Here is a 14,239-nt window from a genome sequence, read left to right as displayed (position 1 = left end):
AATGAAGAAAAATACTTGGAACTCGCATTAAAAACATTAAATAAACTAGAATTCAAAAAAATACGCGACATAAAAACTGTTTTAATTGATTCAACCCCTTTAATCATTGATTTGAAATTTAATGGAATAGTACATTTTCAAAAGCAAACATGCCTTGTATAAAGACTATAAATGAGGCGTTTCAACCTCCTAAAGGCCACTACGCAGGCTTCAAGATGACATTAGCAGTTGAATACGAAACATTAAGACCACTATGCAATACTAATTCATCCTGGGTTCACCCCATGATACAAAAAATATTGGATGAAATAAATGCATGAACTAAAAAGAAGAAGATTAATAAGAAATAGGACAACTAATACTAGCAGATAAAAGGATTTTACAGTTACATGTACATTACTTAAACGGTATAAAACAAATACAAAAATTTGTTCCTTTATATATTTCCAAATAAAAAAAAACCATTCTAGGAGTGTTAAAAGACAAAATAATCAATCCATTAGATTATTTTGACTATAGAAATAAGTCCGGAGCAATATACAAGAAATTAAGAGAACGATTATTCGAATTACTCCCCAATATGGGAGGATTTTCGAAGGAAAAGATGGAAAATTGAAAAATTATTACAAATTCCTCAAAGAAAACTTAGGATTAGGCCATTATACACGCATCATACCAAACGCTCAGTCTATAAAAAAAGCCTACCTAAATGTAATTTTACTAGGAATAATAATAATCCTACGGCCAAAACGAAATCCAAGAAATCTACGCCTTGGAAAACTTCACATAAAACAGACACCCGAATTATATAAGTTATCATGTATAATTAATTAACATACAAAGAAAATTTATGGGGATGCATTTATGAAAGTCACCAAAGGTTTAGTTCCAATTGATAAAGGTGTCAATGAGATTCGTGTCCTTCACAGTAAACCTTTTGATAAGGATGAGTTAATCAGAAAATCCGTAAAAATGAATAAGAAAGTTACTATTCATAAAGCCAATGGTGAAGTTGTTAAAATAAACTAATACTTTTGCGGAATCTTTTTTTTTATCAATAATTTGAGCTATTTGAAGTCCATAAATAGAGAAATTATCTTTTAATATAAATATTATCCAACTTAAAGGAGTTTCCACGGATTCGCACTGAATTGTTCTACATTTTTTTATGTTCTACCTTGTTCAATCTATGCATATTTCAATTTTTATGGTTGAATAGGGATTAAATGTTGAATTTTAACTCAAATTGGAACAAAACAAATAAATCCCACGTATAATGTATCTAAAATCCTAAAACAAAAGAAAATTTAAGTTTAGCACCATCACTAGCGAATTATTGTTCTAGAATAGTGCTTTTGTTTATAAAATAGTCCTTGGTTATTTCAAGTTCCTCAATGAACTTTCCCTGTGGTTTGTAACCGTGCTTTCTTATTTTATCAATATCTGCCAGTGAATGTTTCACATCTCCCGGTCGGGGGGCAGTGTATTCCGGATTGACTTTTCTACCGAAAAGTTCGCCCATCATATCCACCAGCTGGTTAAGGGTGGTTCTCCTGCCACAGGCTACATTGTAAACACCCTGCATATCCCTTTCACAGGCCAGGATATTGGCCTGCACCACGTTCTTCACATAGGTGAAGTCCCGGCTCTGCTCACCATCACCAAAAATCACCGGGGATTCTCCTTTCATAATGGCAGTAATGAATTTGGGAATCACAGCAGCATACTGGGAGTTGGGATCCTGTCTGGGTCCGAACACATTAAAGTAGCGCAAACAAACAGTTGGAAGGCCGTAAATATCAGTGAAGTTCTGGGCATAAAGCTCATCAGTTGCTTTGGTGGTGGCATAGGGAGATTTAGGGTTCAGGGGCATGGTCTCTACTTTGGGCAGTACTGGTGTGTCACCATAAACAGATGAAGATGATGCCAAAACTACCTTCTTCACATCCGAGTCCCTGGCAGCAATGAGCACCCGCAGGGTACCCGTTACATTAGCTTCATTGGACCTTAAAGGATCCTTTACACTGCGGGGAACACTGGGTAATGCTGCCTGGTGCAGAACATAATCAGCACCCTCCATGATTTCATGAAGATCTATCTCAGTTATGTCCCCCAGTATCAGGCTGATCCGGTTAAGATCAAAGTCCTGAATATTTTCATGCCTGCCTGTGGACTCATTATCCACAATAAAAACATCATTATCCGGGTGCAGTTCCTCCACAATATGGGATCCTATAAATCCCAGACCTCCGGTCACCACTACTTTTTTGTTTTTGATGATCTCATCTCCGCCATTCAATTGTTGATAATAGCATTCATTTGTTGATAAAAATATTTTACATCAGTTTTTTAATCAAATAAGATTTTTAATCAAATACATTTTAACATCGATATTAGATTAAATTTTTAATGAAATTAATATTGTTAATCATATATTACTTTAAATTAAAGTTTTACAAACCATGAAAACGTTTTTGGATATCCTATTAGTTTATTACTATAAAGGTTTTAATGGACTTCAAACTGATACACTACCTATTAAGATATCTAACTTTAGTTATATTCTTCTATTCTTTTTACATAACTCAAGACATGGTATGGTTATTCTTTACATCTTAACGGCTCTTTTTGAATCCATCACGTATGTTTTTAGTAAAATAACCCCCGGTAGATATTACCCGATTTTACCCGGTTCCCAATATTTTCAGATAATTATAAATAAACCAAAATAAAGAATATAATTTAACATTAAGTTAATCTCAGATAGCTTAATGTTCGGATTCAGTGAAAATTCAGTAAAAGGGGCTAGGGGAATCATGAGACATATCTAAGATTTTTTTTAGCAATTAACAATAAATTTCTTCCCTCCTTCAGTTAAAAAACAGTTTTAAACCTTGGAAGTTATTCAAAATCAGGATTTGATTATACTACTTTTAATCGAATCTGGGGATAAGAAAATTTGAATAACTTTTGATAAGAGTGCAGCTTTATGATAGGCATATCATACGAAATATACGAAATAGACTATTATAAACTATTGTAAAACTGCCTATTGGACATAACTGTAAAAGGAGGTGAAAAAGAAATGAAAAAGCAATTGATTCCAATAATCACCCTTATTAGTGTTCTTCTTTTCACCCTGGTATTATGTGGAGCAGTGTCTGCTAATGGCTTGGATAATGTGTACGTGGCCACTGATGGAGATGACACCTGGGATGGATCATCCCCCACTCCAGGACCGGGTAACGTGGGTCCGGTGCAGAGCATAGAAGTGGGGCTTTCCAGAGTCAAAACCGATGGAAATGTCAACCTGGCTGCTGGAACCTACAACAAAACCGGTGCCGGGCATTCAGATGTGAACCTGGCCATAGACAGAAACATGAACATCATCGGTGCCGGGACCAGTTCCACCATCATCGATGCCCTGGGCTCCAGCAAAATCTTCAAAATTGAATCCAGTGCCACAGTCACCATCAAGGACCTCACCATGAAAAACGGTGAATACGGCTACGGAGGTGCCATCGGCAACCTGGGAACATTAACAGTAACCAACTGTGCATTCACCAACAACCACGCCACCACCAACGGAGGAGCCATATACAGCAACAATCAAGTGAACATCCAGAACAGCCAGTTCAACGGAAACTTCGCAGGATCAGGTGTAGCTGGAGGAGCAGTTTACATCCAGAACGGAGCAGCTTCCATTTCAAACAGCCAATTCACTGCTAACCATGCTGATTGGAACGGTGGAGCCATATATATAAACATGGGGGATGTATCCATAGCCAACTCCCAGTTCACTGGAAACCATGCAGGTAATGCAGGGGGAGCGATATATAACCGGGGAAAACTCACCGTAACCAGCTCACAGTTCACCAGCAACTACTTAACTGCACTAGAATCTCAAGCTGGTGGAGCCATATTCTCTGGATATCTCTCAGACCTCTTGGTCACAGGCAGCACCTTCCAGGGTAACTCAGCTCTTGGTGGAGCCATCCACCTGGACGCTGCATCCTACCGCATCATAGGCAACAACATCATCAATAACCAGCCAATCGGAGTATACATCTTCTCAGGAGGTGCAGGAGGACCAGTAACACCCACTTACCGCAACGTCAACCTCAACCGTATCATAGGCAACGAATACTACGGAGTCTACCTGCGCACTCCTAGCGGTGGAGCATTCAGTGATGATAATACTGTCTACCTGGTGGACGCCACCAACAACTGGTGGGGATCAAACAGCAACCCCCAGGACAACCCTAAAAACATTGGAGGAGACGCAGCACTGGTTGACACCGACCCCTGGTTGATCCTTACCATACTGGCCAATCCCACCAGCATCCCCTACGGAGGAACATCCACCATCACTGCCAGAGTAACCATCAACAGCAATGGTGAAGACACATCCGGCCTGGGCCACATACCAGACGGCACCTTCATAACCATAACCACCGACCTGGGAAATGTGGGAAGCAAACAGGTAACCTATGGAACAGTCAATGGAATAATAACCGCCATACTACGCGCCAACGATGGATGGGGAACTGCCCGGCTATTCGCCCTCCTGGACGGATTCTGGACTCCCATACCAGCCAATGTGGTGATAACCCAGGCCGCAGGCACTGAGAAAACCATAGGGATGCAAAAAACAGGAGCACCAATAGCTGGATTAATCCTGGCTACCCTGATGGTATTGGGTGGACTATTCAGTACAAGGAAAAAATAGTGGGGTTAATACCTCACAAATCTCTTTTTTTTTATTCTTCTAAGTTATATAAATCCTATTGACAGTATACTTGGATGTTAAATCATTCGATATTATCTGGTAATTTAATTTCTTTATCTTATCCATTCTGGGGTCTTCCTTCCTTGATATGGGATGATCTCCTATACTCATATCTGGATCATTGTTGGACAGTTTTTTGGTACCACCCTGAAAAACCAGGACTAGGTTTAGTTATTTTGAACCATATATTAATAATACTTATTTCTTATATAATAATAGTATGTTCCAAACCTTTATAAATTTGAGTACTTATATTAGAACATATGGTACTAAATTTAGAACAATTTAACTTGGAAGATCTTGCAGCTAGAAATACAGTTAAAATACTGCGTTTAATGATCCAGAAGCCTTACTTAACATGGGGGCTAACTGAACTATCAAATGAACTTAATATCTCCAAATCAAATGTTTTAAGGATATTAAAAGTTTTAAGTGCTCGTAACATCATAACTAAGAAAAAAAACCAGCGCAAAAAGGTTTTCAGAATAAATTATGAGATGTCTATAGTCCAGATCATGTGGAAACTATTCATGGAAGAAAAAAGACTGAATATCACCCCTGAGTTTAAAAATAGAGTTGATCTATTATATAATCAGGTTGCAGGTGATGTTGAGCTTTTCATACTCTTTGGGAGTGTAGCCACTGGCCAGGCAAATCGAAAGAGTGATGTGGATGTTTTAGTGGTAAGTGAAAAACCCCTCAACACTCTAAAGTACGATTTTCTACCATACCAGTTCGAAATTCACCAGTACACCTGGGATGATATACATGATCCTGTGGATTTTGTGGTATTAGAATCTCTCATCAACGGAATTGTATTTAAAGGCGATGTATTCAAGGTTATAGCCCAATTAAATTCTTTCCCTAAATCTTACCTTATTTATCGTCTGGAAAAAGCAAAGGAATTCTTGAAAAAAGCTGAATCTCTGGAAGGTCATTCAAAGGATTATTATGAAAACCTGGCTGAGATAACCACTGGGGAAGTTCAATCTGTTATAAAAAAGGGATTTACCATTCCTAAAAAAGATATAAAGATTGAAAACATTGATGAAACTATTAAAACTCTTGAAAAAGACTTATCGAATCAAGGCGAAAGAATATGGCTGACTTAGACATGGAAAGGGCCAAAAATCTGTTAAAATCGGCAGAAGATTTGTATGAACAGGGTGACCTTGCAGTGTAGCTGGATTGGCATATGCTGCTTTTGAATCAGCTGTTATTTCATTAACGGATAAAATCAATGGAAAAGATTATTACAGTCATAGTTCTAGGAAAAAAAGAGCTAAAGAGTTATTAAGCAATCACAAGGATGAAATGGACTTATTATGGGAAGTGAGAAATGTTGATTTTTATAGTAATGTGAAATTGGGCTCCCCAAAAAGAGAAATTTCTCCTCATGAAGTTAAAAAAAGTTTAGAAAGTGTTAAAGAAATAATAAGGGGTATTGAAGAAATAATTAATAAAAAAACCTAAAACAAATTTGATTTTCAACCTTGATATGCGTATTGAGGTAGGTCTAGGGGGCAATAATAAATATTTCATTTTTTTCTTACTTTTTTTTAATAGGGGGTTAATGGCTGAAAGAAGATTTTTTTTAGAATAATTGATTATTTTTTTGGTTTTAAAGTTTTATCTCATTATAAGTCACAATAATATATCGTCTTAGTGAGTTTGCGCACAAAAAACCGGGCTAGTTTTTAACAACTTGTGATATTAGAGGAAGATAATAACAGAACCAGGGTTTATTAGAAATCACAGGAATACTTGGAAAAATTGCTGAAAAATATTGGAAAAACTGGAACAAAAAAAGGGGGAAAATGATTGATAAAAAGATTAAGCAACTTATTCAATTCAAATAAAACCTTGTTACCAATTATCTGTTTAATTTTAGGATTGAGCTTTTCAATGGCTGTGGGCACGGTTTCAGCTGCTCCAGGTGACATCATCTATGTTAATGACACTGGAGGAAACGATGACTTTGATGGTTACACCTGGGAAAATGCTAAAAAAACAATTAAAAACGCTACAGCTAGTGTTAATGAAAACGGTGTGGTAAACATTGCCAACGGACAGTACTCTGGAACTGGTAACACCCAGATCATCATAAACCGGAACATGACCCTTAACGGTCAAAGCCAAGAAGCAACTGTAATAAACGGAACAAACATTTACCAAATTTTCACTGTAAACCCAGCAATTACTCTGATTCTACAGGATTTAACCCTAACCGGCGGTTATGTAACCGGTAACGGGGCGGCAATCAATAATCAGGGTGATTTAACAATCAATAATTGTAACATCCACAACAACACCGCAACACAATACGGTGGAGGAATCTACAATGAAGGCACTCTAAACATCACTAACTCCATCATCCAGAACAACAACCTCACCGGGGATGAAATATACGGAGATGATAGGGCAGAGGGGGCAGGAATCTACAACTCAGGTGATCTAACCATCAACAGCAGTATCATTCAGGGAAACACCATCACCCTGTTTGATGAAGGATTGGGTGGTGGAATCTGTAGCAACGCAGGTATTTTAACCATTACTAACAGTATTATCCGGGAAAACATCATCAAACCTATTATGGCAGGTGCAGGTGCAGGGATCTGTATCAGGGAAGGTACCATAACCATAACTAATTGTAAAATCCAAAAAAACACTATCCAAGAACCTGAGGAGGATTTTGGCGATGCCGAGGGTGGTGGGATCTACAATCATGAGGGTGATATGATCATCACCAACAGTATAATTGAAGGAAACTATGCAGCTTCCTTTGCTGGCGGAATATTCAACGGAGGTAATGTGGAAATCAAAAACACTAGTATTGCTGATAATTATGCGGATACTGGCGGGGCAATCCGAAATCATGGTGAGGCTTCTATGAATATTGACAACAGTATTATCCAAAAAAACTTCGCAAATGAAGCTGGAGCAATTTTAAACACTGCTAAAATGAGTATCGCCAACACTCTAGTAGATCAAAACACCGCCGCAGAGACTGGTGCAATCAATAATGTTGGTGACGGGGAAGATGCTGGTGCTTTAACCATTACTAACTGTATTATCACGGGTAACACTGCCTTTTCCGATGGAATAATTAAAAATACAATGGGTACTTTATCTATAATCGGCTCTCTCCTCCAGCAAAACATCCTTAATGATAAGACCCATAATGGAATAATTTTCAACGACGCCAATGGGAAAGTGACTGCTAATTTCAACCGGATTGTTGCCAATTCCAATAGCATGGTATATAATCAGTATGGGACGGTTGACGCCCGGTATAACTGGTGGGGTTCTAATAATCCTGACTTCAACACCCTTATCTTAGGGGAAGTAACCTACACTCCCTGGTTATATATGAACTTCAATGCTGCCAGTCTGAACGTTAAGAAGGGAGATCAGGTACCCCTCACTGCCAGCTTCAACTACCTATACAATGGAAACACCGTAACCGTACTGGATCCTAATACTGGGCACATACCTGACAACACACCAGTAACCTTCACCACCACCCTGGGTGAACTTGGCAGCAGCAGCGTGGTGAAATATACTTTTAACGGTGTAGCCAGTGCAATTTTAAGAGCCACTCAAACTGGAATTGCTATGGTGACTGCAGGTGCCGATGACCAGATTTTAAGCACCAGTATTAAAGTAAATGCGGTTTCAGGTTCCTATACAGCCAGTGCTAAAACAGTTGGAATGCAAAACACAGGAGTTACACTAGTTGAAATCTTCCTAGCCATAATCATGGTCATGGGTGGACTAATCAGTGCATTTAGAAAATAATATGGGGATTTTTAATCCTCTTTTTCCCCATTTTTTTAATAAAACTAATAAAGTCTATATTTCTTTTTAATTTCCAGATGAATTTCCGATAAATTTTTCACTGGTTTACCCAATCAAGAACTCTATTTTTTGAAAATAGCCTTAATTTATTTTAGCCCATTTAAACAGCACTTTACTAATAAAACTGATTTTCGTAATTTCATTGAGAATTGAATTGATATTGGTATTAATATATTTTTAAAGGTAATAATTCAGAAAGATATTCTCTGTTTATTAAGTTTCCCTTATCCTTTCTCTAAGTAAACAAATCTTCAGATAAAAAAACTCATTTAATAACAGGATGCAAATACTACTATTACCCTATATTTTACTATTTTTCTCGTTTTATCGAAAAGTAGATTAATAAATACAACCACAAATTAAAAATAGGGGGTATAATTCTAAATTACCGAAATTCTTAGATTTCGCCTCCTAATAGAATTTTCCCAACTGTATTTAGGGGATTATCAACTATAACGGGAGGTGAAAAAAGTTTGAAAACAAAAAAAATACACCAAATTGTCCTTCTTCTAGGTCTGCTATTTGTTTTATCTGCTACTATTTCTACAGTTACTGCTGCAAACACCATCTACGTTAACAATGCCACGGGAAATAATGATAATGATGGTTTAACACCTGCCACTGCCAAGGCCACCATACAAAACGGAACCAACGCCGTAGATGACGGTGGAACAGTTCACGTGGCTGATGGAACCTACCAGGAACACGTAACAATTAACAAGAACGTAAACCTCATCGGTCAAAGCCAAACAGGCACCATAATCGACGGAACCAACAACGGAAGACCACTAACCATCCTATCCGGAACCGTGAACCTGACCAACTTCACCATTCAAAAAGGATACTTTGCTGCAGGTGGTGGTGTCTACAATGATGGTACGTTAACTATGTTTCAGTGTACAATTAGTGGAAACACCGCGAATGCTAATGGTGGTGGTGTCTACAATCGGGGTAATTTGACTATGACTCAGTGTACGGTTAGTGGAAACACCGCGAATGGTAATGGTGGTGGTGTCTACAATTGGGATACGTTTAGTATGTCTCAGTGTACGGTTAGTGGAAACACCGCGAATGGTAATGGTGGTGGTGTCTACAATTTGAATACGTTGACTATTGATGGTTCCACTTTCATCAGTAACAGTGCCAGTGCTGGTGGAGGCATCTACAACAATATGTTTACATCCATCATCAACCAGTCTCCCTTCTTAAGTAACACTGCATACAATGGAGGAGCTATATATAATGACCATGGAAGCCTGACTGCTAATTTCTGCCGTATCTCGGGCAACACTGCTAGTAGTGGTTTAGGGAACGCTGTACGTGCTATTTATGGTGTCAATGACTTGGAAAAGAATTGGTGGGGTTTAAACCAGCCAGTCTTCTCAGATCTGCTTTCAGGAGCACCGGCTCCTACTGTTTGGCTTTACATGACCATCGATGCTGCTCCTAATCCTATTAACAATGGTGCTACCAGTCTGGTGACAGTGAGTTTCAACAACCTCTTTGACGGAACTGCAGTTACTCCGTTTAATCCTGTAGTGGGGCATATTCCGGATCTTACTCCGGTTAGGTTCCAGACAGATAAGGGAAGCATTGGAAGTAAAATCATTGACAAAACCACTCTTAATGGTGTGGCCACGGCTACTTTAACTGCTGATGAAACTGCGGGTGTGGCTAAAGTAAACGGAACCACAGATTCTCAGACAGTAAGCAAGGATGTGACCATAAATCCCAAATCCAGTCTCTACCTCACAGTTACACCGAGTAAGACCAATCCTGTGGCTGGTGAAGTTGTGACCTACACTCTTAAAGTGGGTAACAATGGACCGGACGCTGCAGAAAATGTGGTGATGACCTACACCTTACCCGATGGTATGGAGTTTGCAGGAGCCAACGATGATATAGGCAACCAGTGGACCTATGATCGTGATACCAGAACCCTGACCTGGAATTTAGGAACTGTACCTGTGGGAGACCCCACTCTAATCCTAAACCTGCGATTTTTACGTGCTGGAAACTTCCTCATCAACCCACAACTGTCAACCACTACCTACGACCCCACCTTAAACCAAGAAACACAGTCACTATCAGTAAATGCTCAACCAGCACCCTTAGAGGTTCAAGCAGCATCCTCTGAGGTTCAAGCTAAAAGGGCAGTGAGTTCAAAAACCGTGGGCATGCAAAGCACAGGACTACCACCAGTAGGTGTAATCCTGGCCATATTTATGGTACTGGGCGGACTCATATCAGCACACAAAAAAATATAAGTGGAGGAAACCTTCCCACTTCCTTCTCACTTTCTTTTATTATTTTTTTCTAAAATGCTTATTTTTGAAATTTTTCATTGAAACTTATAAAAAATAAAGCTTCAATAATAAAATCATAAACTAGAAAAATAATATGAATCTAAATTCATACCTTTAATTAATTATAACCTAAATATGAATTAATTAAATGAATTAGTTGCCCTAATAAAATATGAACTCATTGTTCACTAAAAATACAAATCCTTTTTTAGAGGTGTTTGAAATCATAAAAGAGTTATTCATATCCATGCGCCCCAAACAATGGTACAAAAACCTGGTACTCTTTATTGGGATTCTATTCTCAGGCAACCTCCTGAACCTCAACCTTTTTATTGATTCGGTGGTTGCATTTCTCATTTTCTGCCTCCTTTCAGGTTCCATCTACCTCATCAATGATATCATCGACGCAGAAAAGGACCGTAAGCATCCTAAAAAGCGCAACCGTCCCATACCCTCTGGTAAGTTGAAAGTAACTCATGCCGTGTTTTTTGTCATCATCTTTTGGATAGTGGCCTTCACCGTTGCCTACTTCCTTAACATTTCTTTCCTAGGTATTTCCCTGGCCTTCATAATTTTGATGCTTTTTTATTCTTTCTATCTTAAGAACATCATAATCGTGGATATACTGGTTATATCCTCAGGATTCGTTATAAGAGCTATGGCAGGGGCACTGGCCATAGGTGTTTTCGTATCACCTTGGCTCATTATCTGCGCATTCCTACTGGCGCTTTTTTTAGCCCTTGGTAAACGCCGGCACGAACTCATCCTCCTGAAAGATGAAGCAAAAAACCATCGGAAAATAATGGAAGGCTACACCACCTCCATGCTGGAGCAGATGATCACCATCACCACCAGCACCCTCATCATGTCCTATTCTCTTTACACCTTCTTCGTGGGAAACATCTACCTGATGCTAACCATACCCTTCGCCTTCTACGGACTTTTCAGATACCTCCTCCTAATCCACAGTAAGAACCTGGGCGGAGAACCAGAACTCATCTTCAAAGACCAGGGAATGGTCTTAAGTCTAGTCTTCTGGGCCATCATCGTCTTCATAGTAGTATACGGTCCCAAGATAATTGGAATATGGGAATAAATTTATAAAATTCTTATAATGGATTTAAAATAGAGATTAAGATGTTTAGGAGAAAAAAGTCTAATAGGATACGAATTGGATTAAGCAATTAGAAGGTGAATAATAGAACTTGGAAAATAACTCATTAAACACTCATTAAATAACTCATAAGATGCATTTGAATAAACTGATGATGAATATTAGAATAAAAGTGAAAATAAAATCAAAATTCACGGAAATGATTTTAAATGCTTATTGATCTTCACACTCATTCACAGTACTCTGCAGATGGCTACATGAGCCCCAGAACCATAATAAAAACCTCTCTTAAAAAGGGACTAGGTGGAGTGGCAGTCACCGACCACAACACCATCAAAGGTGGTCTTAAAACTATTAAATGCCTTGAAACAGAACTTAAAACACTAAAAAATGAATTTAAGGTCATTGTAGGTTCAGAAGTTAGCACCACCCAGGGGGAGATCATTGGACTTTTCTTAAATGAGGAGATAAAATCCAGGGAACCAGTGGATGTGATGGAGGAAATAAGGGACCAGGATGGTATGGTAGTGATACCTCACCCCTTTGATGTGATAAGGAAGGAATCCTTCACTCCACAAAAGGAACACCTTAAACTCATACACAAAATTGAAGTCTTTAATTCCAGATGTGTGAAATCACAATTCAACCGGGATGCATTGGAATTCGCATCCAAATATGATCTGGGTTGCATTGCGGGTAGTGATGCGCATTTTGCTAATGAATTAGGAAAAGCAGGCATAGAAATAGGGAACCATAATATGGATAAATCGGATTTAAGAAATAAACAGAGAAAATCAGACTCTGAAATTGGAAAAATAGACCTAGAAAACGTAAACCTCCGCCAAGTAATCCTCAACAATCAGTACACAGTATTCGGAGTGAAGTCTTCATTCATTAATCATGGATTTACCAAGTTGTTGAAAACCTGGAGAAAGCTTAGGTAAGATAATAATACCAAAGTAAAGTCATAATTCCAGAAAGATAATAATACCAAATAGGTCATAATACCAGAAGAGGTAATAACAACAAACCCAGAAGAGGTAATAATATCAAGCTAAAGTCATAATACCAGAAGAGGAATAGATACCAAACTAAAGTTATGATACCAGAATGGGGGTAATAATACCAAGTAAGGTATAGTTTGGGATAAATATGCCGAATTAAGTTTAAAATTAGATGATACTGAAGTTAAAGTAAAGTTAAGGATTGTGTCGAGATTTAAGGTAAAGGTTAGATAATATGGCGAAAAGCAAGATATGGTTAACCCTTCTCCTGGCAGTGGCAGTTTACCTTATCATGTGCATATATGCAGATATTGATAAACTCATCCAGGCTTTTGAAAGCTTCCAGTGGTTGTACCTCATCCTTCTACTGGTATTAACCACTTTGGGCTACTTCATCCGCTACATTAAATGGAACTATTTCCTTCAGAGTGTGGGGGTGCACCTGGAATCCCGGGACAACCTCTTTGTATTCTTCAGTGGTCTTTCCATGATCATCACCCCGGCAAAGATGGGGGAAATATGGAAGGGATGGCTTATTAAAGAAATAAACGGGGAAAAACTAGCCAAGACCATACCTGTTGTAATCGTAGACAGGGTAACAGACCTTTTAGCCCTTATAATCCTTTCATTAACTGGTATTTTTTATTATGAGAAAGGATCCTACTTACTCCTCATCATATTCCTGGTCTTTCTTGCCTTCTTTTTGGTGGTAAAATCGAATTTCATCTCAGAAAAATTAATTTTCTTCATGGAAAAACGGGCCGGGAAATACTCTTCTGATGTAAAAAATATGCACCAGACCTTTGAAGAAACCATGGCACCTAAAACTCTCCTGGTAACTACCATCCTGGCTGTAGCAGCTTGGTTTTGTGAGTGTTTAGGACTTTTCATGGTTGTTTTGGGATTCAGCCAGTACCTGACCTTAACTGTTTCCACCTTCGTATTCAGCTTTTCCTCCCTGGTAGGTGCAGTGAGCATGATACCTGGAGGTCTGGGAGTAGCAGAAGCTACCATATCAGGATTATTACAGTTTTTCGGACTCACCAGTACGGTGTCAGTGGGAGTGGCCCTGATCATCCGACTGGGAACTCTGTGGTACGGAGTGATATTGGGGTTAGTTGTCTATTTAGTGTTCAAAAGAAAGATTATCAAGAGTTAAAGTTGAATG

General features: G+C 38.6%; 11 protein-coding genes. 10 read left to right on the top strand and 1 reads right to left on the bottom strand.

Features of this window, described 5'->3' with window-relative positions:
- Positions 1-149 precede the first annotated feature (149 nt).
- Together HVN35_11185 and HVN35_11180 are read left to right on the top strand one after the other, a co-directional pair.
- Positions 150-320, top strand: coding sequence for a hypothetical protein (locus HVN35_11185; protein ID NYB53105.1), 171 nt, complete (start codon positions 150-152; stop codon positions 318-320).
- Positions 321-864: 544 nt separating this feature from the next.
- Positions 865-1,029 carry a hypothetical protein gene (locus tag HVN35_11180; protein ID NYB53104.1) on the top strand — a complete coding sequence of 55 codons (165 nt, stop codon included), beginning with the start codon at positions 865-867 and terminating at the stop codon, positions 1,027-1,029.
- Between the two features lie 304 nt (positions 1,030-1,333).
- Here the strand turns inward: HVN35_11180 and HVN35_11175 are convergent, their stop codons facing one another.
- A complete protein-coding gene (locus tag HVN35_11175) occupies positions 1,334-2,278 on the bottom strand; it encodes an SDR family oxidoreductase (protein NYB53103.1) in 945 nt (314 codons plus the stop codon).
- A gap of 807 nt (positions 2,279-3,085) precedes the next feature.
- On the opposite strand from HVN35_11175, the gene HVN35_11170 reads away from it, so the two are divergent.
- The 8 genes from HVN35_11170 (at position 3,086) to HVN35_11135 (ending at position 14,230) form a co-directional block, all read left to right on the top strand.
- Entirely contained in the window at positions 3,086-4,729 is a 1,644-nt protein-coding gene (locus HVN35_11170; GenBank protein NYB53102.1) for a hypothetical protein, read from the top strand.
- Between the two features lie 323 nt (positions 4,730-5,052).
- The gene (locus tag HVN35_11165) at positions 5,053-5,901 is read left to right on the top strand and encodes a nucleotidyltransferase domain-containing protein (GenBank protein NYB53101.1); all 849 of its coding nucleotides are present in this window, start codon (positions 5,053-5,055) and stop codon (positions 5,899-5,901) included.
- Between the two features lie 76 nt (positions 5,902-5,977).
- Positions 5,978-6,262, top strand: coding sequence for a hypothetical protein (locus HVN35_11160; protein ID NYB53100.1), 285 nt, complete (start codon positions 5,978-5,980; stop codon positions 6,260-6,262).
- 348 nt (positions 6,263-6,610) lie between these two features.
- Positions 6,611-8,587, top strand: coding sequence for a hypothetical protein (locus HVN35_11155; protein ID NYB53099.1), 1,977 nt, complete (start codon positions 6,611-6,613; stop codon positions 8,585-8,587).
- Positions 8,588-9,120: 533 nt separating this feature from the next.
- Positions 9,121-10,914, top strand: coding sequence for a DUF11 domain-containing protein (locus tag HVN35_11150; GenBank protein ID NYB53098.1), 1,794 nt, complete (start codon positions 9,121-9,123; stop codon positions 10,912-10,914).
- A gap of 262 nt (positions 10,915-11,176) precedes the next feature.
- Positions 11,177-12,049, top strand: coding sequence for a decaprenyl-phosphate phosphoribosyltransferase (locus HVN35_11145; GenBank protein NYB53097.1), 873 nt, complete (start codon positions 11,177-11,179; stop codon positions 12,047-12,049).
- Positions 12,050-12,276: 227 nt separating this feature from the next.
- Positions 12,277-13,011 (top strand): PHP domain-containing protein, encoded by a 735-nt coding sequence (locus HVN35_11140; GenBank protein ID NYB53096.1) that lies wholly within the window; start codon positions 12,277-12,279, stop codon positions 13,009-13,011.
- 295 nt (positions 13,012-13,306) lie between these two features.
- On the top strand, positions 13,307-14,230 hold the full coding sequence (locus HVN35_11135) for a flippase-like domain-containing protein (protein ID NYB53095.1): 924 nt from the start codon (positions 13,307-13,309) through the stop codon (positions 14,228-14,230).
- Positions 14,231-14,239 lie beyond the last annotated feature (9 nt).

The organism is Methanobacteriaceae archaeon (genome assembly GCA_013403005.1).
Taxonomy (GTDB): Archaea; Methanobacteriota; Methanobacteria; order Methanobacteriales; family Methanobacteriaceae; genus Methanobacterium.
The sequence above is the reverse complement of the archived record's forward strand: the minus strand, read 5'-3'. Positions and strand labels throughout refer to the sequence as shown.